19 protein-coding genes are annotated in these 25,694 nt (G+C 70.7%); 8 read left to right on the top strand and 11 right to left on the bottom strand.

Annotated elements, in window-relative coordinates:
• The first annotated feature begins 34 nt into the window (after window positions 1-34).
• The 5 genes from ABT130_RS10090 to ABT130_RS10070 all read left to right on the top strand — a co-directional run bounded on the left by ABT130_RS10090 (window position 35) and on the right by ABT130_RS10070 (window position 3,787).
• Window positions 35-910, top strand: coding sequence for a dihydrofolate reductase family protein (locus ABT130_RS10090; RefSeq protein WP_350954400.1), 876 nt, complete (start codon window positions 35-37; stop codon window positions 908-910).
• Window positions 911-1,272: 362 nt separating this feature from the next.
• A complete protein-coding gene (locus ABT130_RS10085) occupies window positions 1,273-1,536 on the top strand; it encodes a transposase family protein (protein ID WP_350954437.1) in 264 nt (87 codons plus the stop codon).
• Between the two features lie 95 nt (window positions 1,537-1,631).
• Entirely contained in the window at window positions 1,632-2,129 is a 498-nt protein-coding gene (locus ABT130_RS10080) for a Clp protease N-terminal domain-containing protein (protein ID WP_350954398.1), read from the top strand.
• A 216-nt stretch (window positions 2,130-2,345) separates the two neighbouring features.
• Window positions 2,346-2,729 carry a transposase family protein gene (locus tag ABT130_RS10075; protein WP_350954396.1) on the top strand — a complete coding sequence of 128 codons (384 nt, stop codon included), beginning with the start codon at window positions 2,346-2,348 and terminating at the stop codon, window positions 2,727-2,729.
• Window positions 2,730-2,932: 203 nt separating this feature from the next.
• Window positions 2,933-3,787: a hypothetical protein gene (locus tag ABT130_RS10070; RefSeq protein WP_350954394.1), complete on the top strand. Its 855-nt coding sequence runs from the start codon at window positions 2,933-2,935 to the stop codon at window positions 3,785-3,787.
• 55 nt (window positions 3,788-3,842) lie between these two features.
• Here ABT130_RS10070 and ABT130_RS10065 read toward each other — a convergent pair whose 3' ends face one another.
• The gene (locus ABT130_RS10065) at window positions 3,843-4,151 is read right to left on the bottom strand and encodes a hypothetical protein (protein WP_350954392.1); all 309 of its coding nucleotides are present in this window, start codon (window positions 4,149-4,151) and stop codon (window positions 3,843-3,845) included.
• Between the two features lie 149 nt (window positions 4,152-4,300).
• Window positions 4,301-5,212 carry a coiled-coil domain-containing protein gene (locus tag ABT130_RS10060; protein WP_350954390.1) on the bottom strand — a complete coding sequence of 304 codons (912 nt, stop codon included), beginning with the start codon at window positions 5,210-5,212 and terminating at the stop codon, window positions 4,301-4,303.
• A 370-nt stretch (window positions 5,213-5,582) separates the two neighbouring features.
• Between ABT130_RS10060 and ABT130_RS10055 the strand changes: the two genes are divergently transcribed.
• Window positions 5,583-7,016 (top strand): aldehyde dehydrogenase, encoded by a 1,434-nt coding sequence (locus ABT130_RS10055; protein ID WP_350914882.1) that lies wholly within the window; start codon window positions 5,583-5,585, stop codon window positions 7,014-7,016.
• 178 nt (window positions 7,017-7,194) lie between these two features.
• Here the strand turns inward: ABT130_RS10055 and ABT130_RS10050 are convergent, their stop codons facing one another.
• Genes ABT130_RS10050 through ABT130_RS10040 form a run of 3 tightly spaced genes read right to left on the bottom strand, consistent with a single transcriptional unit; the run spans window position 7,195 to window position 11,181 of the window.
• A complete protein-coding gene (locus ABT130_RS10050) occupies window positions 7,195-8,331 on the bottom strand; it encodes an acetate/propionate family kinase (protein WP_350954388.1) in 1,137 nt (378 codons plus the stop codon).
• Window positions 8,328-10,373, bottom strand: coding sequence for a phosphate acetyltransferase (gene pta / locus ABT130_RS10045; RefSeq protein ID WP_350954386.1), 2,046 nt, complete (start codon window positions 10,371-10,373; stop codon window positions 8,328-8,330). Before pta ends, ABT130_RS10050 begins: the two co-directional genes overlap by 4 nt.
• 28 nt (window positions 10,374-10,401) lie before the next feature.
• Window positions 10,402-11,181: an alpha/beta hydrolase gene (locus ABT130_RS10040; protein ID WP_350954385.1), complete on the bottom strand. Its 780-nt coding sequence runs from the start codon at window positions 11,179-11,181 to the stop codon at window positions 10,402-10,404.
• Window positions 11,182-11,372: 191 nt separating this feature from the next.
• Here ABT130_RS10040 and typA point away from each other — a divergent pair, with 191 nt between their 5' ends.
• Entirely contained in the window at window positions 11,373-13,226 is a 1,854-nt protein-coding gene (gene typA, locus ABT130_RS10035; protein ID WP_350914874.1) for a translational GTPase TypA, read from the top strand.
• 66 nt (window positions 13,227-13,292) lie between these two features.
• On the opposite strand, the gene ABT130_RS10030 is transcribed toward typA, so the two are convergent.
• Window positions 13,293-16,022, bottom strand: a complete 2,730-nt coding sequence (locus tag ABT130_RS10030; RefSeq protein ID WP_350954382.1) for a helix-turn-helix transcriptional regulator — start codon at window positions 16,020-16,022, stop codon at window positions 13,293-13,295.
• Between the two features lie 227 nt (window positions 16,023-16,249).
• Here ABT130_RS10030 and ABT130_RS10025 point away from each other — a divergent pair, with 227 nt between their 5' ends.
• A complete protein-coding gene (locus ABT130_RS10025; RefSeq protein ID WP_350954380.1) occupies window positions 16,250-19,045 on the top strand; it encodes a helix-turn-helix transcriptional regulator in 2,796 nt (931 codons plus the stop codon).
• Between the two features lie 144 nt (window positions 19,046-19,189).
• Here the strand turns inward: ABT130_RS10025 and ABT130_RS10020 are convergent, their stop codons facing one another.
• The 5 genes from ABT130_RS10020 to ABT130_RS10000 all read right to left on the bottom strand — a co-directional run bounded on the left by ABT130_RS10020 (window position 19,190) and on the right by ABT130_RS10000 (window position 25,595).
• Window positions 19,190-20,182, bottom strand: a complete 993-nt coding sequence (locus ABT130_RS10020) for a TolB family protein (RefSeq protein WP_350954378.1) — start codon at window positions 20,180-20,182, stop codon at window positions 19,190-19,192.
• On the bottom strand, window positions 20,179-21,396 hold the full coding sequence (locus ABT130_RS10015) for an MFS transporter (protein WP_350954376.1): 1,218 nt from the start codon (window positions 21,394-21,396) through the stop codon (window positions 20,179-20,181). The genes ABT130_RS10020 and ABT130_RS10015 overlap by 4 nt, the downstream gene beginning before the upstream one ends.
• Window positions 21,397-21,486: 90 nt before the next feature.
• The gene (locus tag ABT130_RS10010; protein WP_350954374.1) at window positions 21,487-22,842 is read right to left on the bottom strand and encodes a discoidin domain-containing protein; all 1,356 of its coding nucleotides are present in this window, start codon (window positions 22,840-22,842) and stop codon (window positions 21,487-21,489) included.
• Window positions 22,843-22,950: 108 nt separating this feature from the next.
• Entirely contained in the window at window positions 22,951-24,282 is a 1,332-nt protein-coding gene (locus tag ABT130_RS10005) for a discoidin domain-containing protein (RefSeq protein ID WP_350954373.1), read from the bottom strand.
• 92 nt (window positions 24,283-24,374) lie between these two features.
• A complete protein-coding gene (locus tag ABT130_RS10000; protein ID WP_350954371.1) occupies window positions 24,375-25,595 on the bottom strand; it encodes a heparin lyase I family protein in 1,221 nt (406 codons plus the stop codon).
• Window positions 25,596-25,694: the final 99 nt, after the last annotated feature.

Raw genomic sequence — 25,694 nt, 5'->3', positions numbered from 1 at the left:
CAGGCGATGCTCATCGAGGAGCTGACCCGGGTCAGTGAAGCTCGTCTTCGACCAGGCCCGTCGTGTACTTGTCGCACCACCTACCTTCGTGCCGGAAGACTTGGCGCAGTCGGCCTTCGTCAACGAATCAGACCTTCTGGTGGAGATGGTGAGCCGCGTGATTCTCTTTCTCGAAGCCATACCGGCAGACCGCACGTACCGCGTCCGGGCCAAATCCGCGTCCGGCATAGCCGGGGTAGCTCCCCATATGCTGCTGGCCATGACCGGGGCGACGTACCGCTTGTGGTGCGTCCCTCATCAGACCGGATCCGCCGGCCACGAGGAGACCACGCCCATGACCACACGCGACGAGGCGAGCGAAATGCGACCCCTTCGGTATTCCATCAACGTCACATTGGATGGGTGCTGCGATCATCGTGCGATTCCCGCGGACGAAGACTTGCATCGTCACCACACCGAGAACCTCGACCGGGCCGATGCACTTCTCTTTGGCCGGGTGATGTACGAAATGATGGAGGAAGCGTGGCGGCCGCCGGCGCCGACGGGGTCGAGGCCTGATTGGATGGAACCCTTCGCCCAGACGATCAACGCGGTGAAGAAGTACGTCGTGTCGAGCGCCCTGGAGCGGGTCGATTGGAACGCGGAGCTCGTGCGCGGGGATCTGGGCAAGGCCGTTCAGCAGCTCAAGCAGGAGTCGGGTAAGGGACTGTTCGTGTCAGGCGTGAAGCTGCCGCTGGCGTTGGCGGAGCTGGGATTGATCGATGAATACGAGTTCGTGGTGCATCCCCGGCTCGCGGGCCACGGGCCGGCATTGTTCTCGGGGCTATCGAAGTATGTCGACTTGAAGCTCGTGAGCCGGCTGGAGTTCCCCTCGGGGGCGGTGGCGATGCGGTACGAGCCGAGAAGGTAGCCATCGGGCTCGTTAGCCCGAGCCGGCCACATCGTGGAGGCCCAGCTCCTCGACGTCAGCTTGATGCACACGTTCCGTTACCACCGAAAGTGAGCCAGAGCCAATCAAACGGTGTAACTGATCGTTTTGGTTGTCTACTTCTGGCCGGCTGACAAGCGTCCGTCGAAGGTGATCGCGAATGTGTTGAGGGCCGCCTTCACCGGCAAGGCCCACCGCCGGCAACCTCCAAGCACTGTCGGCACCCAGCGGACTGCCGCTGTGGATCGCCGACGTCGAGCCCGGCTCCGTCCACGACCTGACCGCCGCCCGCACCCACGTCCTGGGCGCGCTGTACGCCGCCGCACGCGGCCTGCCCACCCTCGCTGACAGGCGGCTACGACGGCGCCGGCATCCACGCGCCAATCAAACAACCCGCCGACCACCAGACCCTCAGCCCCGAAAACCGCACCTACAACCGACTCCTGCGCGCCCTGCGCTGCCTCGGCGAACGCGGATTCGCCCTGTTTAAAGGCCGCTGGCGCACTCTCCAGCACATCACCGTCAGTCCCAGCCGAATCAGCGACATCGCCCGCACGGCTCTCGTCCTCACCCACTTCGAGCACGGCCACCTACCGGGAATTCATTGATATCACCTTAGTATTGCCCAGTGAAATTTCACCATGTAAGATAATATGCTTGACGTCCGGATCTTCGATTCAGTCCCGTATATAGGAGAAAATCCATGCGGAGAGTGTGGAGAAGAAGGAAAGTCTTACGCATGCCCTTAGATCGCCTGCTCACCGAGAACGCAACCCAGGTTCTCGACTTGGCCAAGGAGGAGGCTGCCGCCCATCGCCATGGACAGGTCTCTTCTGAACACCTACTGCTGGCGCTGACCCGCTTTGATGCAGGGATTGCTTCAGCCGTCCTAATAGAACTGGGGATCGACCCTCAGGACGTACGAACCAGGGTTGAACAGCGGATAGGACAGGGGGATCACGAACCTACAGGGGAGGTCTCTTTTGCCCGGCAGGGGGAGCGGATCCTGGAGTTGTCACGCCACGAGGCCGCCCAGCTCGGAAACGTACATATCGGTACCGAGCACCTTCTGTTAGGGCTCATTAGGGAGGGGCAGGGTAATGCAGCAAGTGTCCTGGCACGCCTCGGCGCGGATCTCCCTGAAACCCGTCGTGGAGTTATTCGTGTACTAATAAGGGACACTGAAGCGCAGCAGGCGTAGCCCACGATGTGGGCAGCAATACAAAGACAAAGCCCTCAATGAGGTGATCTCGGCAGGATCAATAAGGGCAGTTGTGATTCGATGCCTTCAAAGCGACGTCGACAGACATGAATCGGGATGGATCGCGATGCCTATGAAATAGGCGTGGAGCTTTCGGTAGAAGAGGTCTCACCACAAGTCTTCTTCAGTCCAGAAAGCCCCACGTGATCACCTATCGTGCCACGCTCGACGTCCCTCGGGAGCTGGTTTGCCACCTCTCCCTGCTGCTGTCGGCCGAGCGCCGCCGCCCGCGCACACGTCCTGGGGGCGCTGTACAAGACCGCCGCCGACGGGCTTCCCACCCTGGCCGATTCCGGCTACGACGGCGCCGGCATCGGCACTCTCACCCCGGTCAGACAACCTGCCGACGGTCGGCCCCTCGACACCCGCACCCGCAACGCACCCCTGCGCGCCCTGCGCTGCCTGGGAGAACGAGGCTTCGCCCTGCTCACACAACGCCGGCGCACCCCCCAGCGCATCACCGTCGCCCCCAGCAGAATCGGCGACATCGTCAAAGCCGCACTCGTTCTCACCCACTTCGAACACAGCTACCTGAAATGAAAATCGCTGAGATCACCTCAGTGATCGAGTGATGGGCTGGGCGGTGGCGTGGTTGTGGCCAAATGGCAGCGCTCAGTGCCAGGAGGCGCTGAGCGATACGTGGTCCCGCGCACCGAGCTCGGGGTACGGGCACCGTGCGGTTCGAGGTCGAGCCGGCCTTACAGGGTGCCCTGTCGGTCCCAGGGACCCTCGATAATCTTCGGATGCTGCGATTACTCGTGACGCTCCTGATGTTGACTCTGCTCGTCAGCGGCGGCCACCTCCTCGTCGGACAGCTCACCTTCGATGACCACGCCGCCCGCGCCGTCTGGACCTGGCGGACCAGTGGCGCGGCGGAGATCTGGCGCAACGGCTTCGTCCCGACGGAGGACCTGAGCAAGATGCCACACGACGTGGAGCAGCGGATCTCCAGTGACGAGGAGTACGGCTTCGCCGTGGCCGGCCCGCTCCCCCCGACCCCGGACGAGGCGCGTATCCGCTGGGACGACGGTTCCACCACGCAGGTCTCCGTGATCAGCGCACGCCAGGCGCTGATCGCACTGTCCCCCTACGAGGAGGAGGCCTCCAGCCAAGACGATCGGGCGTACAAGATGACCGGCGCCACCTTCACGACCATGCGCCTGCGGACCCTGCGCGGCATGGCCACCGTCCCGGCGTGGCGGATGTACTTCTCCAACCTGCCCGGCCCGATCGACCACGTCGCGGTCGACCGGGCCACGCTCGGCACCGTCGAAGACGCCGTTGGTGACCATCTGCCCCGCGACGTCCGCGGCTTCGAGGTGCTCGACGAGCGCACGCTGCGGGTGAACTACGACTACGGCGTCTGCCTCGGCCGAAAGATGCCGACCGTCCACCTGCGGGCCAACGAGCGGCCCGACGTCGTGGTCCTCGGAATCGAGGGCCAACAGCGCATCGGCAACGGCCTGTGCATGGGCGTCGGCGCATCCGGCGAGGGCGTCGTCCGGCTCGGGGAACCGCTGGGCGACCGGGTAGTGCTGGATGCGGAAAGCCGACTTCCCATCTGCCTCTATTCGTCGGCCCCCTGCCGCGCCGGGTGACCTACGGGCGCAACCGGGCCACCGCCCAGTCCATCACTCGATCAACTGATCGGACTTAGGACCTACTCGTCCAGGAGGAGGAACCCGTCCTGCGAGTCCGTGTAGAACTCCGCCGCGCAGATCTCTCCGGTTTCGGGCCGGAACACGCCCAAGGCTCGCGCTGCTCCTCGGGTACGTCGTCCCACGCCTCAAGCCGGATGCTCACGCGGTCGTCGTCCGCGGAGACGCGGCAGCAGTTCGTGATCGCTCCGAACCAGCCGCCGCCCGGGAAGTCACCGGGATCGTAGGCGAACGTCACATCGACCACGAAGAACGTGCGGTCGTAGGCGTTCAGCTCGCAGTCGCTGCGAGAGATCAGGGGCACCGCGATCCTCCTCGGGCGAGGTTCTCCGGGCACGCGCCCGCCCCTACCTTCTATCGCGTGCCAGCTGAAGATCATCAAGCGTGAAGTGCCCTGGATGTGCCCTGAAGGCCCCACATGACGAGATCACCGCAGGTCAGGGGCCCAGCAGCTCAGAACATCGAGATGTGCACGTGGTCGATGTGGTTGGCGGTGTTGCCGCCCCGGTTGGACATCATCTTCCAGCCGGCGCCGGTGCGGACGTCGTAGTACTTCTGCTGCCAGATGATGTACATGACCCCGTACTTGTTGCCGTTGTCGATGGCCCACTGGGCGAGGCGGTTGCCGCGCTCCAGGGCATCGGGGGTGGGGACGCGGCCACCGGTGCTCATCATGAAGTCGCAGGCCCGGCCGGTGCCGTGGTCGCCCGGGTCGCCGGGGCGGAGGCAGCCGTAGCCGTAGGGCATGGGGAAGGTCTGCAGCACGACGTTGCGCATGGTGACCGTGCGGGGGGTCAGGCCGCCGTTGCCCGAGGGGGTCTGGAAGCCGTACTTGGCCAGCAGTCCCTCGATCCTGACCCGCTGCCGCTTGAGGTCGGCGATGTCCTTCTTAAGCGCGACGATCTTCGCGTCGGCGGTCTTCTCCGCGGTCTTGGCCTTCTTGATGAGGCTCTTGACCCGGTTGAGCTGGGTGGCGCGGCGGCTGGCCAGGTAGGACATGGTGGCGGCCTGGCTGAGGGCCATGCTGGGGTCGCCCTGGAAGCTCAGCAGGCTGCCGTCGTCCAGGGCGCCGCCCATGTAGGCGGTCTGGGCGAAGCGCACGATGTCGGCTTCGGCGGCCACCAGGGCGCGTTTGAGGCTTCTGGCGTTGACGGTGGCCTTGCTGGCCTGGACCCGGGTCTCCTCCAGGCTCTGCACCTGGCCGCGGTAGTTCTTGTTGATCTCGGCTGCCTCCTGGGTCAGCCTCTTGAGCTCGGCCTCCGGGTTCGGCCTGGCCGCGCGGAGCGGGGCCGCCCCCGCCACGGTCGGCGACAGGAGCAGCACCGCGAGCAGGGCGGCCAGAATCGCTGAGCGAGTCGGTCTCACGCTTCGCTCACCTCCGGCGCCCCCCTCTTGGACGGAGCGAAACTATAGAAGACGATCTTGAAGCTCGCCACCGGAACGGAGGAACTCGCGCACCATTGACGAACCATCTGCCCATTTAGGGTGATTTGAGTAAACATTTCCTGACGTGTCACTGGTTTAACCCTGATGAATCCTCGCACAGGGCGCCCCACCTCGCCCATTCGACAGAGACTCCGGCAGAGACTTCTGTCACCCTTGCCATCAGCGACAGAACATGATTCGGTCTCAAGCAGCGGTGGGGCTTGTGGCGCCCTTCCCTGCGGATGACACTATCCAAGCAAGCATTCGCTCAAATTGTGACTCTGGCCCGCCCACCAGGAGGCAACACATCATGCGCCAGCACGACACGCTCTTCATCGGGGGCGACTGGGTGGCCCCCGCCGGGACCGGCACCATCGACGTCATCTCCCCGCACACCGAGGAGGTCGTCGGCCGGGTCCCCGACGGCACCGCCGCCGACATGGACCGGGCGGTGGCCGCCGCCCGCCAGGCGTTCGACCACGGCCCCTGGCCCCGGATGACGATGCCCGAGCGCGCCGCCGTCCTGTCCAGGCTCGCCGAGCTCTACGCGGCCCGCCAGGGCGAGATGGCCGAGATCATCACGCTGGAGATGGGCTCCCCGATCACCTTCTCCCAGATGGCCCAGGCCCCGCAGCCGCTCGGCATGCTCCAGTACTACGCCGAGCTCGGCAAGACCTTCCCCGTCGAGGAGGAGCGCCCGGGCACGTTCGGCTCCGTGACCGTACGCCGCGAGCCGGTCGGTGTGGTGGCCGCCGTGGTCCCGTGGAACGTCCCGCAGTTCGTCATCATGATCAAGCTGGCCCCCGCCCTCCTCGCGGGCTGCACGATCGTGGTCAAGCCCGCGCCGGAGACCCCGCTCGACGCCTACCCGCTGGCCGAGATGGTCAAGGAGGCCGGCATCCCCGACGGCGTCGTCAACATCGTCGCCGCCGGACGCGAGGCGGGCGAGCACCTGGTCTCCCACCCGGGCGTGGACAAGGTCGCCTTCACCGGCTCCACCGCCGCCGGGCGCCGCATCGCGGCGATCTGCGGCGAGCAGCTCAAGCGCTGCACGCTCGAACTGGGCGGCAAGTCCGCGGCGATCATCCTGGACGACTGCGACCTGCCCTCCGCGATGGGCTTCCTGTCGATCGCCTCGCTGATGAACAACGGCCAGGCCTGCATCGCCCAGACCCGCATCCTGGCCTCGCGCAACCGCTACGACGAGGTCGTGGACGCGGTCTCGGCGATGGTGCGGGGCATGCCGGTCGGCGACCCGTCCGACCCGGCGACCGGTATCGGCCCGCTGGTCGCCAAGCGGCAGCAGGAGCGGGTGGAGGGCTACATCAAGATCGGCATCGACGAGGGTGCCAAGGCCGTCGTCGGCGGCCTCGACCGCCCCCACGACCGCGGCTGGTACGTGGCCCCGACCGTCTTCGCCGGAGCGACCAACGAGATGCGCATCGCCCGTGAGGAGATCTTCGGCCCGGTCCTGGCGGTGATCCCGTACGAGGACGAGGCCGACGCGATCCGGATCGCCAACGACAGCGACTACGGCCTGGCCGGGACGGTGTGGACCGCCGACACCGAGCACGGCATGGACGTCGCCCGCCAGGTGCGCGCCGGCACCTACGGCGTCAACCTCTACATGATCGAGACCAGCTCGCCCTTCGGCGGTTTCAAGAGCAGCGGCCTCGGCCGCGAGCTGGGCCCCGAGGGACTGTCGTCCTTCCTGGAGTACAAGTCGATCGCCCGCCTGGGCTGATCCGGAGCCTTCGGGGGGTGCCCGTAAGCCGTACGGGCACCCCCCGCCGGACGTACGGCCCAGCACGCCCCCGCGACGCTGGGCAACCGCCTGACCGTCCCACGGCCCGTCGAACGACGGTCCGTGTCCCCGGATCGGTCACGGCGGATTTCGCACGTCCACCATGGGTAGACGTGCCTTATCTCCCGTTGGTTCGCGAAACCACCAGCAGAGTTTGCCTGGCGATCTCGAACTCCTCGTCCGTGGGAATCACCGCGACCCGCACACCGCCCCCGTCAGGGGAGATGATCGTGCCGCCCCGCACGTTGCGCGCCGGGTCCACGGTGATGCCGAGCGCCCCGAGACCGGCCAGCGACCGCTCCCTGACCAGCGCGGAGTTCTCCCCCACCCCTCCGGTGAAGGCGATGACGTCGACGGTGCCGAGGACCGCGTAGTAGGCGCCGACGTACTTGCGGAGCCGGTGGCAGTAGACCGACATGGCCAGCTCGGCGTCCGGGTCGCCCTCGCTCACCCGCTCCGCCACCGCGCGCATGTCGTTGTCACCGCAGAGGCCGAGCATCCCGCTGCGGCGGTTGAGCAGCACGTCGATCTCGTCGAGGGACATGCCTCCGGCACGCGCCAGATAGAGGACGGCCGCCGGGTCCAGGTCGCCGCTGCGGGTGCCCATGACAAGGCCCTCCAGCGGGGTCATGCCCATGGACGTGTCCACGCACCGCCCCGCGGACACCGCCGAGGCGCTGGCCCCGTTGCCGAGATGCAGGACGATCACGTTGGCCTCCGGCCGGTCCGCGAGGAGCGCGGCCTGGCGGGAGACGTACGCGTGTGAGGTGCCGTGGAAGCCGTAGCGCCGCACGCCCAGCCGCTCGGCCACCCCCCGGTCGATCGCGTACGTCGAGGCGGCCGGGGGAATCGTCGCGTGGAAGGCGGTGTCGAAGACGGCCACCTGCGGCAGATCGGGGCGGAGCCGCCGCGCCACCTCGATGCCCATCAGGTTGGCGGGATTGTGCAGGGGGGCGAGCGGGATGAGCTCCTCGATCTTCCTGACCACCTCGTCGGTGATCAGTGTGGGCTCGGCGAAGGTCGTGCCGCCGTGCACCACCCGGTGCCCGATCGCGACGAGCTCGGGAGAGTCGAGCCCCAGCCCTTCGGCGGCGAGCAGGTCGGCGACCACCTTCAGGGCCGCCCGGTGGTCGGGCACCGGAGAGCCGAGCTCGCCGATCCGCTCCACCATTCCCGAGGCCAGGTGCTCGGCACCGCTCAGCAGCCGGTACTTCACCGAGGACGACCCGGAGTTGAGGACCAGCACCCGGCTCACAGCGTGACCTCCTGTGCCTGGATGGCGGTGATGGCGACGGTGCTCACGATGTCGTCGACCAGGGCGCCGCGTGACAGGTCGTTGACCGGCCGGCGCAGTCCCTGCAGAACCGGCCCGACCGCGACGGCCCCGGCCGAGCGCTGCACCGCCTTGTAGGTGTTGTTGCCGGTGTTCAGGTCCGGGAAGATCAGCACGGTCGCCCGGCCCGCGACCCGCGACCCGGGCAGCTTGGCCGCGGCGACGCGGGCGTCCACCGCCGCGTCGTACTGGATGGGCCCCTCGACCAGCAGGTCCGGCGCGCGCTCGGCGACCAGGGCGGTGGCGGCGCGGACCTTGTCGACGTCGGCGCCGCTGCCCGACTCGCCGGTGGAGTAGGACAGCATCGCGACCCTCGGCTCGACGCCGAAGCGCTCCGCCGTACGGGCCGAGGAGATCGCGATGTCGGCGAGTTGCTCGGCGTCCGGGTCGGGGTTGATCGCGCAGTCGCCGTAGACGAGCACCCGGTCGGCCAGGCACATGAAGAACACCGAGGAGACGATCGAGGTGCCGGGGACCGTCCTGATGATCTGGAAGGCGGGCAGGATCGTCGCGGCCGTGGTGTGCGCGGCCCCGGAGACCATGCCGTGCACGAGGCCCCGGTGCAGCATCATCGTGCCGAAGAAGTTGACGTCGGCAACCACGTCCACGGCCCGCTCGAAGGTGACGCCCTTGTGCGCCCGCAACCCGGCGTAATCCTGGGCGAACGACTCGCGCAGCGGCGAGGTCAGCGGATCGACGACGGTCAAGCCCGACGGGTCGAGGCCGAGGTCGGCGATCCGCCGCCGTACCACGTCCTCCCTGCCCAGCAGGGTGATGTCGACGATGCCGCGCCGCAGCAGGATGTCCGCCGCCCGCAGGATGCGGTCCTCCTCGCCCTCGGGCAGCACGATGTGCCGCCGGTCGGCCCGCGCCCGCTCCAGCAGGGTGTGCTCGAACATCATCGGGGTGACCCGCTTCGAGCGGGTCAGCTCGATCCGGTCGGCCAGGGCGGCGGCGTCCACATGGGCCTCGAAGTGGCCCAGCGCCGTCTCGATCTTGCGGGGGTTGTCCGCGGTGAGCCGCCCCTCCAGGCCCGCCAGGATGGTCGCCACCTCGAAACTGCCCCCGTCGGCCGCGAGCACCGGCATGCTGGGCGCCAGACGGGCTGTGAGCGCCCGTACGGCCGCCGTGGGCCGCTCCCCCACGGTGAGCACGACCCCGGCCGGTCTCACCGTACCGGCCGCCTCGGCGGCCAGCGAGACCAGCAGCAGGTCCGCGCGGTCGCCCGGTGCGATCACCAGCGCGCCGTCGGCCAGGTGCTCCAGGAACACCGGGAGCGTCGCACCGCCGAACACGAATCCGAACACGTCGCGGAGCAGGCTGTCCTCGTCGCCCTGGATCAGCTCCGCCTCCACCGCCCGCATGACCTGCCCGACGGTCGGCGCCGACAGCGACGGCCGCTCGGGGATGGCGTAGCAGGGGACCGGGAGCTCACAGTCGACGACCGTGCCCTCGGGCACCCGGTTGGCGATCACCGCGAGCACGGTGCAGCCCAGGTCGGAGAAGACCTGGTAGCCGGTGCGCATCTCGGCCGCGATCTCCTCGGCGGCGTCACCGTGCGCGCCCACCACCACGATCACCGGGGCGCCGAACTCGGCGGCCAGGCGGGCGTTGAACCCCAGCTCGCGCGGCAGGTCGTCGGTGTCGAAATAGCTGCCGAGCACCAGCAGCGCGTCACACTCCCGCTCCAGCGTGTGGAAGCGGGCGACCAGCCGGCCGACGAGTTCCTCGACACCCCGCTCCGCGTAGATCTCCGCGGCCTCCTCGGCGCTCACCCCCGTCACCGCCGCCGCGGGATGGTACCTGCTCCTGAGCAGGTCCAGGATGCGGTCCTCGCCGTCCCCGGTGATCGGCCGGAACACCCCCGTGCGGCCGGCCCTCCGGGTGAGCAGCTCCATCAGGCCGAGCTCGACGATCTGCCTGCCGTCTCCCCGTCCGAGACCCGCCACATAGATGCTCCGCATGCGCCCCGTCCCCCGCTGTAACCAACCCTCAAGAGGAGTAAACACCCTCCGGCGGACCGAAACGGGCGACGGCCCACCCACCGATGCGGCGGACCAGTTCCGGGGTGGCCGCCGACTCCGCGTGGCCGTACCCGGGCTCGACCCACAGCTCCTTCGGCTCGCTCGCGTACCCGTAGATCTGGTACGCGTGGTCGAGGGGGAAGAACGGGTCCGCGTCCCCGTGCACGACGAGCAGCGGCGCCGGTGAGATCTTCGCGGCCGCCGCGTACGGCGCCAGCGGCAACGGGTCCCACACGCCCTTCATGATCCGGGTGTTCTTGCCCAGCCGGGTGAACAGTCGCCCGACCGGCCTCTCGATCGCCCAGTGCACCTGGCGCATCGGCCGGGTCCCCCGGTAGTACCACCGCGCCGGCGCGCTCACCGACACCACCGCGTCCACCCCGCCGAGCACCCCCGCGTGCCGCAGGGCCACCGCCCCGCCCAGGGAGAACCCGACGGTCGCCACCTTGCGGTAGCCGATCGCCCGCGCGTGCCGCACCGCCGCGTCCAGGTCGAGGATCTCCAGGTCGCCCACCGTCGACAGTCCCCCCGAGCGGCCGTGCCCCCGGAAGTCGAACGCCACCACCCCGCCGAACCCGCTGAGCACGTGGGCGATGCGGCGGGTGGCGCGTTCCCTGTGCGATCCGGTGAAGCCGTGGGCCAGCACGATCCCGAGGTCGGCCGCCCCGCGCGACGGGGTGTGCGCGGCATCGATCCGCAGATTGTCCCGGGTCATGAGCATCACGGGGAACGACGGCGCGTAGGGCATGGATCCGAGCTTAGGGATCGCCCGCCCCGCAGCCGGTCACGACCGACCTCATCCGGCGCGAACAGGGGGCTCGGAGCGTGAATTGCCGCACTTCATCTGTCAGAGGCGTGAGAGCGATTGTCCGGATCAACTAAAATGGGGGAGCCGCAGGTTCCGCGGCCGCCTCCACGATCACAGAGTGAGACTCCATCATGCCTTTGAACAGCCGCGACGACCTGCGGAACATCGCGATCATCGCGCACGTCGACCACGGCAAGACCACTCTCGTGGATGCCATGCTCTGGCAGTCGGGCGCATTCCGCGTCAACCAGGACGTGGACGACCGTGTCATGGACTCCAACGACCTCGAACGCGAGAAGGGCATCACCATTCTCGCGAAGAACACCGCGGTCAAGCACGGCGGTATGACGCTCAACATCATCGACACCCCCGGCCACGCCGACTTCGGCGGCGAGGTCGAGCGGGGTCTGTCCATGGTCGACGGCGTGGTGCTGCTGGTCGACGCCTCCGAGGGCCCGCTGCCGCAGACCCGGTTCGTGCTGCGCAAGGCGTTCGCCGCCAAGATGCCGGTCATCCTGTGCATCAACAAGGTCGACCGCCCCGACGCCCGGATCAAGGAGGTCGTGGACGAGGTCTACGAGCTCTTCATCGACCTGGACGCCACCGAGGAGCAGATCGACTTCCCGATCGTCTACGCCTCGGCCAAGGCCGGCCGCGCCTCGCTCAACCGTCCCGAGGACGCCGCCATGCCGGACTCCGAGGACCTGGAGCCGCTGTTCGAGGTGATCAAGAACACCATCCCGGCGCCGACGTACGACCCGACGGCCCCGCTGCAGGCGCACGTCACCAACCTCGACGCCTCCTCCTACCTGGGCAGGATCGCGCTCTGCCGCGTCCACCAGGGCACCATCAGGAAGGGTCAGCAGGTCGCCTGGTGCCGCACCGACGGCACCATCCAGCGAGTGAAGATCACCGAGCTGCTGATGACCGACGCGCTGGAGCGCAAGCCCGCCGAGGAGGCGGGTCCCGGTGACATCATCGCGATCGCCGGCATCCCGGACATCATGATCGGCGAGACCCTCGCCGACCCCGACGACCCGCGCCCGCTGCCCCTCATCACGGTCGACGAGCCCGCGATCTCCATGACCATCGGCACCAACACCTCGCCGCTGGTCGGCAGGGTCAAGGGTTCCAAGGTCACCGCCCGCATGGTCAAGGACCGGCTGGACAAGGAGCTCGTCGGCAACGTGTCGCTGCGCGTCCTGCCGACCGACCGCCCCGACGCCTGGGAGGTGCAGGGCCGCGGCGAGCTGGCGCTGGCCATCCTGGTCGAGCAGATGCGCCGCGAGGGCTACGAGCTGACCGTCGGCAAGCCGCAGGTCGTCACCAAGCTCATCGACGGCAAGGTCCACGAGCCGGTCGAGCGGGTGACCATCGACTGCCCGGAGGAGTACCTCGGGGCGATCACCCAGCTGCTGGCCGTCCGCAAGGGCCGCATGGAGCACATGACCAACCACGGCACCGGCTGGATCCGGATGGAGTTCGTGGTCCCGGCCCGCGGCCTGATCGGCTTCCGCACCGAGTTCCTGACCGAGACCCGCGGCACCGGCATCGTGAACCACGTGTTCGAGAACTACGAGCCATGGTTCGGTGAGCTGCGCACCCGCAACAACGGCTCGCTGGTGGCCGACCGGCCGGGCCCGGTGACCCCGTTCGCCATGCTGAACCTGCAGGAGCGCGGCGTGCTGTTCGTCCAGCCGACCACCGAGGTCTACGAGGGCATGATCGTCGGTGAGAACTCGCGCTCCGACGACATGGATGTGAACATCACCAAGGAGAAGAAGCTCACCAACATGCGCTCCTCGACGAGCGACACGACGGAGACGCTGATCCCGCCGCGCCAGCTCTCGCTGGAGCAGGCGCTGGAGTTCATCCGCGAGGACGAGTGCGTGGAGATCACGCCGGAGAACGTGCGCATCCGCAAGGTCGTCCTCGACGCCTCGACCCGCGCCAGGACCACCGCCCGCGCCAAGCGCGCCAACTGATCGCCACCGGCCCTGTCCGGCCCGCGTCACCACGCGGGCCGGGCCTGGTCGGGGCCCGCGGCACCGTCACCCGCCGCCCTCCCGGTCCGGTGACAGCGGGAGTACGGCGCCGAGTTGCCGGCGGCTGTGGACGCCCAGCTTGTGGTAGGCCCTCCCCAGCAGGTTGGTCACGGTACGCACCGAGACGCCGAGGTTCGCGGCTATGGCGGAGTCGCTGAGCCCCGCCGCCGCCAGCTCGCACATCTCCCGCTCCCTGCTGGTCAGGGCCGTAGAGCCCGCGAAGGACGGGGGCCACGGGGGACGGTGGCCGTCACAGCGTTCGACGAGGTCGTCGAGGCGCCGTCGTGCCGCGTGGCCGCCGCCGGGCGCCGCACTCGCGGCCTCCAGGGCCAGCCCCAGATAGCCGAGCTCGGCGAACCGGTCGGCGATGCCGCGCAGCACCGCACCGTCGCGCGTGGTCAGCGCCTCGGCGTGGTCGGCGAAGAGTTCGAAGAGCGGGCTGTCGCAGGCGCCCGCGGCCTCCCGAAGGCGAGCCGCGGCCCTGGACGACGGGCGGAGACGGACGTGGTAGTAGGCGCACTCGACCCCGGTGGTGAGCCGCGAGTCGCGTAGGTAGCGGTCGGCGAGCCGGTTGGCGAGATCGGTGGCGTGGGCCAGCCGGCCGGAGTGGGCGAGCAACCGGATCCGGCTGAACTCCAGCCTGTCGCGCAGTCCCAGATCGCCGGGTATCAGCTCGCGGAGCCGGTCCAGCTCCTGGAACGCCTCCTGCGAGCGTCCGAGGGCGGCGACGCACACGGCGTACTCGCAGCCGATGAAGACCCGCATCGGAAACGGTACGTGCTCGTCGACCAGCGCTCGCGCCTCCCGCAACGGGGCGAGCGCCCGCCGCGGCGAGCCCGCCCACAGCCGGCAGTGACCCCGCACGTGCCCGACGATGGCGACTTCCGACGGCTCCGCGCGTCGTACGGCCTCCTCGTAGTAGGTGTCGACGAGGAGAAGCGCCTCGCGGAGCCGGCCCGCCAGGACGAGCGCGTGAACGTGGCAGGCCGCGGCCGAGCCCCGCATGGCGGGCCACCGCGCCGGCAGTCTCAGCGGCCCCCGGTCGAACTCCTCCGCCGCCCGCGCCGGCCTGCCGCGGAAGGTGAGCCGGTAGGCCCGCAGGACCGTGGCGGCATCGGCGACCAACGGGTTCAACGGGCCACGGGCGGGGGGCGTGGGCGGCTCGGTCTCGGACGCGGTCCCGGCGAGGGGCGCCGCGGTTCCGGCGAGCGGGGTGGTTCTGGTGAAGAGCGCGAGTCCGAGTTCGGCCACGCGGAGGTCGGCGGATCGTTCCGTGCCCGGATGGTGTGCCATCGTCTCGTGCGCGTCGTCGGGCCGGCTGAGCCCCCAGAACAGGTTCAGCGAGCGCAGCGCCACCGTCTCGGCGGTGCCTCCCCCGTGGTCGGCCAGCAGGCGCTCGCCGTCCGCCGCCCGCCCCTGGGCGATCAGCGCCTGGCCCCGGAGGACCGCGCCCGGCGCGCCGGGGACGTGACGGGCGAGACTCTCGGCGAGCACGGGGTCGCCCGAGGCGAGCGCGCGCCCACCCGCCACCAGCGCCTGTGACGCCGGGACGTCGAGGTCGGCCTCCAGTCGCCAGAGCACCGCCGCCGGGTCGCCGGGGTCGGGCACACCCGCCTCGCCCGCGGCGGTCACCAGCTCCCGGTATCTCTGCCTTCGCCGCAGGGGTCCGATCCCGGCGAGCAGGGCCTGCCGGTGAAGCGGATGGGACATGGTGACCTCGTCCGTTCCCCCGCGTGGGATGAGGGTGATGACGGCCCGATGCGCCAGATCCCCGACGATCGCGGGTCCGGCCAGGTGCTCGGCCGTCGCCCGGGGGAGGGACCCCGTCAGTGCGACGTATTCCAGCGCCCTCGTCTCCCCCGCACCGAGCGTGGCGAGGTCGGCCGCGACGAGCTCGTGCAGGCGGGGGTGGCCGCCGGGAGACCCGCGCCAGGACCAGACCTCGCGCGATCGCGCGAGGTCCCCGGTTTCGAGGCCGATGCCGACGACGCGCCGGAGCAGCAGCGGGTTCCCGCGGGTGATCCGCCACAGCACGTCGGCGGTGAGCCCGTCGACCGGCCCTTCCAGGACGTCGGCGAGCAGGTGGAGGACGACGGCACGGGAGAGGTTCGCCACGGGCAGTACGACCAGCGGTCCCCTGCCGCACACCCGGGCGAGGGGGCCGTCGAGAGGCGCCCCGGAGCGCGCGGTGAGAAGCAGCGTGACGCCCCCGGTCCTGACGAGGTCGCCCACGACGGCGGCCGAGGCCGCGTCGAGCTGGTCGACGTCGTCGATGCCGAGCACGATCCGCCGGGCCGGATCCCCACCCCCCGCCCCTTCCAGGGCGGCGTCGTGAACGTCACCCGGGACGCCCCTCGGAACACCGTCGCGAGCAACGTCGCGAGCACCGTCGCGCACACCGGCCAGCAGGCCGGAGACGACGGAAAGCCCGGAAGGGGAGCCGGTAGAACCACCGGAGACGCGCAGGGCGGCGATCCCCACCCCGGAGATGTCCCGGGTGGCCTCGGTCGCGGCGCCCCGGATGATCAGGGTTCCCGTCGCGGCGGACAGGTCGAGGACGAGGTCCGCGAGGCGGGTCTTGCCCACCCCGGGCTCACCGGTGAGGAGCACCCCCGATCCCGGGGACATCGCCAGCGCCGCGAGGATCTCGCGCACCTCCTCCTCCCGGCCGGCCGTGGGCCATCCCCCGCCGGCGACGGCCCCAAGGGCGTCGAAGGCTCCGGAACCGTCGATCATGACCTCCGGATGTCCGGGCCTGCTCCCGTCTGGCCGATTTTCCGCCGATCGGTCCCCGCGCCGGTTCACAACCCTCCGGCTGTCTCGCGATCGCCGTTCCCCGCACCGGCTCCAGGCGCCGGTGAGTTGGATTATTCATCGGCCGCCACGGATTCCACGTGATATTCCTCCCATAATCGTGGGTAAAGATCGACCCCTGATGAACTTCCGGCGTTGAGGGAGGTCATGTGCGCCCGTATGGCGACGCGCCGGAGGCGATACCCCATGACGAGCCCCACGGCGGGCACGGCGCCGGCGCCGGGAACCACCGCCCCGCCTGGCCCTTCGTCGGACGGGCGGCCGAGACCCGGGCCGCCGTGGCCCGGCTCGGACGGCAGGGCGAGCCGGGCGTGCTGCTCGTCGGCGAGGCGGGAGTCGGCAAGTCCCGGCTGCTGGACCCGATCGTGCTCGGCTGCCGTGACGAGGGCATGCACGTCGTCGTGACGGCCGGGGCCGAGGCGTCGAGCGGCCTGCCGTTCGCGACGATGGCGGCCCTGCTGCCCGAACAGGTCCACCGGGACACGGCGAACGTCTTCGGCGCCGCAGCCGACGCGCTGCGCGAGGCCGCGGGCGACCGCACGTGCGTCGTGGTCATCGACGACGTGCATCACCTCGACGAGGCGTCCGTCGCCCTGGTCCAGCATCTGGCCGCCACCGCGGGGGCGCGCGTCCTCGCCACGGCCAGGACCGGCCGCACGGACGCACCGGCCGTCACGGCTCTGCTGCGCCGTCCCTTCGTCCAGACGTCGGCGGTCGAGCCGCTGGACCGCGCGACGGTCGGCGCCCTGCTCGGCGCGGCGCTGGACGGGCCGGTCGACGGGCTGACCGTCGACCGGCTGTGGCGCGTCACACGAGGCAACCCGCTGTTCCTCCGCCATCTCGTGGAGGCCTGCCTGGCCTCGGGAACCTTGCGCCGGGTCAGCGAGATGTGGCGGTGGAAGGGCCGGATACCGTCCCAGCACGGGCTGCGCGACCTGGTCACGGGCCTGCTCGGCGGCCTCACCGGTGACGAGGCCCGTGCGCTGTCGTACGTGGCGCACGCCGAGCCGGTGTCGCTCGACGTGATCGAGGCGCTCGTGGACACGTCCGTACTGGTGGAGCTGGAACAGCGCGCACTGATCGCGGTCGAGCGGGTACACCGCGACCTCGTGGTCCGGCTGGGGCATCCGCTGTACGGCGAGACCGTCCGGGCCCGATCCGGCGCGGACGAGCGCCGGGACGTCTACCGCACGCTCGCCCGCGCGGTGGTCCACGGCCGGGCGGCCGTGGACCAGGCGCGGCTGCAAGCGGTGACGTGGCAGCTGGCCGCGGGCGACCCGGTGCCCGGCGACCAGGTGGTGGGCGCCGCCTCCGACGCGCTGGCGCGCTGCGACGCCCCGCTGGCCGAACGGCTGGCACGCCACGCCGGCACCACGGCGGGCGCGGACGTGCTGGCGCGGGCCCTGGTCGCCCAGGACAAGGCGACCGAGGCGGAGTTTCTGCTGGGCAGGCGCATGTCCGGCGGGACCGGTTCGCCGGACGAGCTCGCCAAGGTGGCGGCGTTGCGCGCGCTCAACCTGTTCTGGAACCTGCGGCGCCCCGCCGAGGCGGAGAAGATCGTCCGACAGGCCCGTGCCGCGGGTCCCCTGGACGGGGAGGCCACCGCCGAGCTGGCCGTCGCCGAGCTGGCGCTGATCGCCTTCGGCGACGGCGCGACGGGGCTCGTCTCCGATCTGGTCCCGGCCGACCTGGCCCAGCTGTCCGCCGGGGTGCGGGACGGCGTGATCGCGAGCGTCTGCGACCCGCTCCAGGCGTACCTGAACATCTACCTCGGCCGGCCCTCGCAGGTGGCCGACGGCTACGCGGCGGGGCGGCTGGGCGCACCTCGGGTGTGGGGCGCGATGGGTGCCGCCACGGCGGCCTGTCACGTGCAGGCCCTCGCCCTGGCGGGCCGGCTCGGCGAGGCGTTCGCCGTGGCCCGCTCCGGCTACCGGGCGGCCGTCGAGCGGGAGGTCTCGGCCGAGGCCGCGCTGCTCACCTTCGAGCTGGGCATCTGCGAGGTGTGGGCGGGACGGCCGAGCCGGGCACTGCCCCACTTCCGGGAGGCCCGCACGCTCCTCGACCGCCACGTGCCCTTTCCGATCCAGATCTACGTCTTCGCCGAGCACGCCGCCTGCCTGGCCGCCGTGGGCCGGTTCGACGAGGGTCGCCGGACGCTGGAGGAGGTCACCCGGCGGCTGCCCGCCACATCGAACCTGCACAGCCACCTGGACCTGGCGAGGCTCCGCGTCGACGCCCTGGCCGGCGGACTGGCGGAGGCCGGGGCGGGCCGGGCGAAGGTCGCGGAGGCCGTGGCCTCGCTGGGCATGCGTTACCGGTCGGCGGGGTGGTTCACCAAGGCGGTCGAGGCGTTCTACCACTCGGTACGGCTGCGCCCCTCGCGCGCCGTCGCGGAGTCCCTGCACGAGGTCGTCGCCCGCTGCGACAGCGAGCTGTTCACGCTGTTCGACCGGCACGGCCGGGCGGCCGCCGGCGGGGACGTCGACGCCCTGCTCTCCGTGGCGGACGAACTGGCGGAGCGCGGCTACAACAGCCTGGCCAGGGAAGCCCTGTCGACCGCGACCGACTTCGCCGCCCGGCGGGGCGCGGAACGCCTGGTGGCCCGGTTACGGATCCAGGGGCGTGACCTGGCCCGGCTGTGCGAGGGGTACGGGCCGCCGTGGGCGGTGCGGGCCGAGCCGCAGGCGGCGCTAAGCGAGCGCGAGCGCGAGACGTGCGAGCTCGCGGCGGGCGGCATGACCAACGACGCCATCGCCGAGCACCTCGGCCTGTCCAGGCGGACGGTCGCCAACCACCTGCAACGCGCCTACGGCAAGCTCGGCGTCCGGGGACGGGAGGACCTGGCCGAGGCCCTCGGCCTGCCACGGCCGGTACCGCCGGTGGGCCTGACCTGGCTCTCACCGGATCCACCGGGCGGCGGGACCGGCCCGGGCCGACTCCCCTGACAGGACCGGCCGAGCCCCTGGCGACGGGACCGGCCCTCGGACGGCCTCCACGGCGGGACCGGCAGCAGCGGCCCCTGACAGAGGAGGCCGGGACGGGTGCCGTGACGGAACCCGGCCGCGGCCTCCGCGGCGGGTCCGGACGGGTCAGCCCAGAGGTGCGGGGGACTCCGCGTCGGGGACCAGCAGGCGCGCGCGGCCCCCGCCGTCCGCGGGAACGGCCCAGACGTCGGAGTGCCGCGCGTCCCTCGTCACGCCGTACATCACCGTGCGGTCGTCGAGCCAGGCGGGCTGATCGTCGACGGCGCGCGTCTCGGCCAGCGGGGTCTCGGACATGGTCGCCAGGTCCAGGACGGCAGGTCGCCACGTCCCGCCTGGCTGGGGTTTCTTGAAGGCCAGCCGAGTGCCGTCCGGCGACAGCGAGGGACACTCCACGTTCTGGCGGAGGGTCCGCACGCGCCGCGCCGCGAAGTCGCCCTCGACGAGGTACGTCCGGCCGCCGGTCGACATGGTGGCGTAGAAGCGGTTGTCGTCCGCGGCGAACGTGACGCCCCAGAAGTTCACGTCGGCGGCCTCGTACGGGCGGCCGTCACGGGTGACGGCGAAGGTCTCCAGGGTGCCGGCCACGTCCCCGGTACGGGTGTCGAGGATTCCCGAGCGGGTGGAGAACGCACCGGCGTCGTTGTAGGAGTCGCCCTGGACGAACACGGTCCACGACACCATCCGCCCGCTCGCCGACACTCTGGCGCGGCTGGGCACCCCGGCGAACGGGCTGGACCAGGTCTGCCGCAGGCGCGTGTCGAACAGCACGGTCTCGTAGGAGCCCGGCGCGTCCGCCTCCTCACGCAGGCAGACGCCGGTGCCGCCCGCCGCGTACGCGCGGACGCAGGCCAGGGCCAGGACGTCGCGCCGGCCCCGGCCCGCGACGACGAGCCTGCCGTGCTCCGGCCCGTCGGCGGTGCTGCGCACCAGCACGCCGGGCCCGGCCGGCAGGCCGGTGACGGGTGAGGCGGCGGGCGAGGCGGTGAACGGTGTCGTGGGCGCGTCCGGCCGCGCGGCGCCGGACAGCAGCGCGAACCCGACCGCCACCGCCGCCAGGACGGCGGTGGCCAGGATCGCGACGGCGACGCGGGCCCTCATCGCAGCCACCGCCCGCACAGCGGGAGCGCGAACGCGACGGCCCCCGCGGCGGCCCAGCAGGCCGGGGCCGGTCCCCACATCTGCCACACCGCGCCGAAGGCCATCGAGGAGACCAGATAGGCCAGCGCCTGCCCGGTCTGCACGACCGCCATCCCGCTGGTACGCCACCGTTCGGGCACGACAGGCCCGGCGCACGCCATCAGTACCCCGTCCGTCGCGGCGTAGAAGGTTCCGTAGAGCAGCAGGACCAGCGGGATGGACCCGCCTCCCGTCGCGAGCAGCACGTACACGCCGAGCAGGGCCGCGCATCCGGCCATCACCGCCGTACCGCGGCCCACCCGGTCGGCGAGCCAGCCCATCGGCGTCGCCAGCAGCAGGTAGGCCAGGTTCGTCCCCACCGCGAGCAGGGGAAACCACATGATCGACAGATCCTCGCGGCGCTGCAGGATCAGATAGACGAACCCGTCACCGATCGTGACCAGGCCGAGGAGCACGGCGGCCGACCAGACCCGCCGCACCCCCGGGGCCCGGAGCAGCTCCCACGGTGAGGTCCGGGCCCGCCGCTCGGCGAGCGGAGCCGGCTCGCGCCGGTCCCGGACGAACAGCGCCAGCAGCAGCACGCCGAGGGTCGCGGCGCAGAAGCTCGCCACGAACACCGCCGGGAACGCCTGGCCGGAGCCCGCCAGGGCCAGCACCGCGAGCGCGGCCAGCGGCCCGAGAAAGGCTCCCACCGCGTCCATCGTGCGGTGGATCCCGAAGGCCCGCCCCAGCATGGGTTCCGGAACCGACAGGGTGATCAACGCGTCGCGCGGCGGGGTGCGCAGCCCCTTGCCGATCCGGTCGGCCGCCAGCGCGCCGCCGATCCCCGCCACGGACGGCCCCGCCGCGAGCAGGCCGAGCCTGGCCAGGGCCGACAGGCCGTACCCGAAACCGGCGACCGCCTTGCGCAGACGCCACCTGTCGGCCGCGTATCCGCCGGCGAGCCTGAACACCGCGGTCATGCCGGCGTGGAGCCCGTCGAGCACGCCGTACTGGACCATGCCGAGATGTAGCCCCAGCACGAGATAGGCGGGCAACACCGCGGTCACCATCTCGGCGGAGACATCCGTCACCAGGCTGACCAGGCCCAGTGCGAGCACGTTGCCCGACAGCAGGCGGCGGACCGGGCCGCCCTCCCGTGCCACGGGTGCGGACCCGGCGGTCGACAGGTACACGTGGAACCGCCTCCTCTGCGAGCGGTGGAGCGGTGACCGGGCCGATCACCCGCAGGTACGGACGAGTGGGGACATGAGGCGAAGACCCGATCAGTTGCAGGAGACCGGGCCCCCGCTGTCGAGGACCGCGCCGTCGTACCGCACGAACTGCCACGAGTAGCCGCCCGCGGCCAGGGTGAGCTTGAGCACCCCGTTCGCCAGCAGGCGCTTCTCGCTGTTGGCCCGGATCGTGCCGAAGGGGCTCGTCGACGCGCCCCCGGTGCCGACGATGAACTGCCGGATCCCCGACGAGGAGGGCTCGGCGGTCGGCTTCTGCTTCGCGAACCGCTCGTAGTCGTGGTCGTGACCGCTGAGCACCAGATCCGCGCGGACGCCGTACAGGACGTCCCAGAACGGCCTCATGTTGGGGAAGTTGCCGTGCGAGGAGCCGGAGCTGAAGAGCGGGCGGTGCCAGTAGGCCAGCACGCAGGGTTTGGTGTTGCGAGCGAGGTCGTTCTGGAGCCAGGTGACCTGCTCACTGCCCGCGGTCCGGCTCGTCTCGGAGTTGAGCGAAACGATGTGCCAGTTGCCCAGGTCGAAGCTGTACCAGCTCTTCCCCGCGGGTGTGGCCGCCGCGCCGAAGTACTTGAAGTAGCCCGCCGCTCCGTCGCCGAGCCCGTACTCGTGGTTGCCCGGCGTCGGCTTGGTCCTCGCCTTGAACCGGCCCCAGGTCGGCGCGTAGTAGCGGGTGAACTCGTCATAGGTGCCGTTCTCGTACTGGTTGTCGCCCAGGGTCAGCACGGCGGCGGGGTCGATGGCGAGGACCCTGTCGGAGGTGCGCGTGTGCGCGCAGCCGCTGCCCTGGCAGGTGGTGACCATGTCACCCGCCGCCACGACCACCTGCTCGCCGCCCTGGCCCCCGTCGGGACCGAGCGCGGCGGTCTCGCTGACGCTGGCCCAGGAGCCCTCCAGGCTCTGCCAGAAGGAGATCCGCACGTAGCGGGCGCTGACCGGCGCGGCGTACGGGTAGCTCTCGAAGCCCGCGGTGCTCCCGGAGCTGCGGCCGGCCCAGACCTTGGTGTAGGCCGCGCCGTCCGGCGAGGTGTAGATGTCGAAGTCGTTCCACCGCAGGTCGCCCCGGTGCCAGGCGATCTTCAGGCCGCACATGGTGCGCGCCTGGCCCAGGTCGAGCACCAGGTTCGCGCCGAACCCCTCCCCCGACCACCTGGTGGAGGTGTCGCCGTCGACCGCCTGCCGCGGCGGGTTCACCGGCTCCCAGGTGCTGGCCGTCACGCCGGAGACCGGCTGGGCGGTGGTACACCCGGGAATGGCCGGGACGACGTCGGAGGGGACGGCGACGGCTCGGCCTCGGGCCTGCTCGTCGGCCTGCGCGGTGCCTCCGGCGCCGAGCGCCGACAGCAGCAGGAGGGCGCAGAGCGCCGCCCGTACGGGTTTCCTTCGTGACATGTGTGATCTCCCTGTCGGCAGTGGAGGCCGCCCGGCCGGTGTCCCAGGACACCGGCCGGGGTCCGGAAGGCGCGGACGTGACGGATCGAAGAGCACGGACGCGAGAGGTCAGGAGGCGCCGACGACGGTGGCCTCGGCGATACTGGCCCAGCCGTTGCCCGCGGAGCTGTTCCACCACGAGATGCGGACGAACCGGGCCTGGCGCCGCGGGAAGCGGTACGGTTCCGCGTTCAGAGTGGTGCCCGAACTGCGGCCCTCCGCCACCTTGGTGTAGGTCACGTTGTCCGGCGAGGTGTAGACGGTGTAGTCGTTCCACCGCGTGTTGCCCAGATACCAGGCGACGTCGACCCCGCACACCGGGCGCGAGGTGCCCAGGTCGAGCACCAGGTTCGCGCCGTACCCCTGCCCCGACCAGCGCGTGGCCAGGTTGCCGTCGATCGCGTTCGCGGGCGGGTTGATCTCCTCCCACGTGCTGGCGGTCGCACCGGCGGCGGTCAGTTTCGCCGGGCAGGGGTTCGCCGGGCCGCCGGGGGCGATCTCCCGGACGCTGAACTTGGTCAGGTCGACCTTGGTGGCGTCGTCCCAGCGGAACGCCGCCTTCGGGCCGCCCCAGGTCACCTTCTCGGTACGGGTGCCGCCGCAGCGGTTGTCCGTCTCGATGGCCCATGTGCCGGTGTCGTCGCGGGACGTGACGCGGGTCCAGGTGTTGTTCCCCGCCCGGTCGAGGTACGCCTCCACCCGGACACCTCCCGGGATGTCGTACATGACCACCTTGAAGCCGACCATCTTGCCCTTGATCGAGGCACCGCCCCCGGTGTAGGTGCCCTTCGCGTATCCGTCGCCCCCGAGGTGGTAGAGCTCCTTCTCGATCTTGACGGCCCCGTCGGCGTAGCGCAGATCGCCCTTGTAGGCGGTTCCCCAGCACGTCTGGGGGGTCTGGCCGCTGCCGGTGTGCCGGGCGCCGCGCGCGTACCAGGTGAAGGCGTCGCTGTCGTCGGTGCCGCTGACGTAGCGGACGTATCCGGTGATCTCCACGTTGCGCCAGTCGTTGGCGTCGTGCATGAAGCCCCGCGAGCGCAGGTCGGGCTGGCGCCAGGTGAGACCGTCCTCGTCCTCGTCCTGGTCGTAGGTGGTCGTGGAGACGCCGATCCGGGCCGCGGTGTCCCGCACGCTGAAGGTGCCGTCCGGGTTGGGCGTCATGGTCGCCCCGTCGAGGCGGGGGTCGCCGCCGGGATTGTTCGACAGGTGCCAGACCTGCCCCCCGGCCCTGGTCGGGTAGATCATGCCCACGCCGTCGACGGGGTCGTTGCCGGCCGCGGACGCGGTGACCGTGGCTGCGACCTTGGCCGGGGTGGGGGCTCCGGTGGTGAAACCGGTGGTCGTCAAGGCGCCGGCGGCCGCCAGCGCGATCATCAGGGGGATGGGGCCGGGTCGTCGCATCGGGAGTCGCCTCTCCGCAGGGGAAATGTCGCCGGGTGCTCCCGTGCCGCGCGGCGGCGGCACGGGAGCGGTGGGATCGCGTGCGGCACCGGTCAGGAGCCGAGGACAACCGCTTCGGTGATGCTCGCCCAGTCGTTCTGGGGGTTCTTCCAGAAGGAGATCTTCACGTACTTGGCGTCACGCGGACCGTTCGTGAACAACTTCTGCTCAAGCCCGGTCGTCGTGCCCGAGCTCCGGCCCTCCCACGCCTTGGTGTAGGTCACGTTGTCCAGCGAGGTGTAGACGGTGTAGTCGTTCCACCGTTGGTCGCCCAGGTGCCAGGCGACCCGGGTGCCGCACAGCCGGCGCACCGAGCTCAGTTCCAGGAACAGCGAGGCGCCGAAGCCCTGCCCCGACCAGCGGGTGGACAGGTTGCCGTCGACGGCCTGCGCGGGCGGGTTGATCGGCTCGAAGGTGGACGCGGACGCGGCCGCCACGGGAAGTGCCGCGCAGACGGGGGCGCTGCCGGCGCCGGGCTTCACGTCCTCGTAGGTGGCCCGCTCGTCGCCCAGCCGCAGCGCGTCGTAGAACATGACCCGCTGGGTGGTGGTGGACTGTGACTGGTCCTTGTTCCAGTCCCACTTGTAGATGCCGAACTTGAAGTACGGCGAGTACGGGCCTCCCGCGTGCGTGGCGCCGATATACCCTGGCATGGCCTCCTGCCCGTCGCGCCACACCTCCAGTACTCCATGTTCGTCGGTGCGCCACTTGACGTGGAAGACCCAGTCGGTCCACCTGCCGGTGGCGTAGGGGCCGAGGTCGATGATCTTCCCCCGAAAGTCGATCTTCCAGCGTCCCTCGTCGGTGAGCAGCGCCAGCGGTGGCGAGCCACCCGGGCAGTTGCTCTCGTCGCACTGGTGCCACTGGCTCACGATCTCGGACGAGGGGTCGTAGACCCAGTCGGCGGGCAGGTTGATGCTGAAGCCGTACCACCGCTCGGCGTTGACGGGCTGCTTGTTGCCCTGGCTGATCTCGGCGCGCGTGCCGTTGGAGATCAAGGGGTCGTTGCTGTTGAGCTGGAACCGTGCCGCGTAGGAGCCGTCCCGCACCGGGCTGGTCACGGTACTGGCACCGTGACTGCGCTCCCACTGCTTGATGAAGCCGGGCGGCGGGGCTCCCGGCATGGTCCGGTCGGCGGCGTTCTCCCAGTTCAGGGTCCTGAAGACGCCCGCGGGATCGGCGCTCGCCGACTGCGCGGACAGCGTCGAACCCCCGAGCGCCATCACCAGCGCCGCCGCGGTCAGCGCCGCGGCTCTCTTCCAGATCACTGTCATCAGCTCCCCAGTGGCAACCCGTGCCCCGCCACTCCGGCGCAGGCCGCGTGCTTGCCGGTATCCGTTGAGCACAGCGTTCCTGAGCGCTCCGTGGCGGTC

It is taken from the genome of Streptosporangium sp. NPDC001681, assembly GCF_040298085.1.
GTDB lineage: Bacteria > Actinomycetota > Actinomycetes > Streptosporangiales > Streptosporangiaceae > Streptosporangium.
Note: the sequence above shows the minus strand (reverse complement) of the source record. Positions and strands in the feature narration are given on the sequence as shown.

What these genes read in the sequence shown, in the direction of transcription:
- ABT130_RS10040 (WP_350954385.1), bottom strand. Translation starts at nt 11,181, where the DNA reads ATGCCCTACGCGCCGTCGTTCCCCGTGATGCTCATGACCCGGGACAAT.
- ABT130_RS10010 (WP_350954374.1), bottom strand. Translation starts at nt 22,842, where the DNA reads ATGTCACGAAGGAAACCCGTACGGGCGGCGCTCTGCGCCCTCCTGCTG.
- ABT130_RS10055 (WP_350914882.1), top strand. Translation starts at nt 5,583, where the DNA reads ATGCGCCAGCACGACACGCTCTTCATCGGGGGCGACTGGGTGGCCCCC.
- ABT130_RS10000 (WP_350954371.1), bottom strand. Translation starts at nt 25,595, where the DNA reads ATGACAGTGATCTGGAAGAGAGCCGCGGCGCTGACCGCGGCGGCGCTG.
- pta (WP_350954386.1), bottom strand. Translation starts at nt 10,373, where the DNA reads ATGCGGAGCATCTATGTGGCGGGTCTCGGACGGGGAGACGGCAGGCAG.
- typA (WP_350914874.1), top strand. Translation starts at nt 11,373, where the DNA reads ATGCCTTTGAACAGCCGCGACGACCTGCGGAACATCGCGATCATCGCG.
- ABT130_RS10070 (WP_350954394.1), top strand. Translation starts at nt 2,933, where the DNA reads ATGCTGCGATTACTCGTGACGCTCCTGATGTTGACTCTGCTCGTCAGC.
- ABT130_RS10080 (WP_350954398.1), top strand. Translation starts at nt 1,632, where the DNA reads ATGCGGAGAGTGTGGAGAAGAAGGAAAGTCTTACGCATGCCCTTAGAT.
- ABT130_RS10005 (WP_350954373.1), bottom strand. Translation starts at nt 24,282, where the DNA reads ATGCGACGACCCGGCCCCATCCCCCTGATGATCGCGCTGGCGGCCGCC.
- ABT130_RS10030 (WP_350954382.1), bottom strand. Translation starts at nt 16,022, where the DNA reads ATGATCGACGGTTCCGGAGCCTTCGACGCCCTTGGGGCCGTCGCCGGC.
- ABT130_RS10020 (WP_350954378.1), bottom strand. Translation starts at nt 20,182, where the DNA reads ATGAGGGCCCGCGTCGCCGTCGCGATCCTGGCCACCGCCGTCCTGGCG.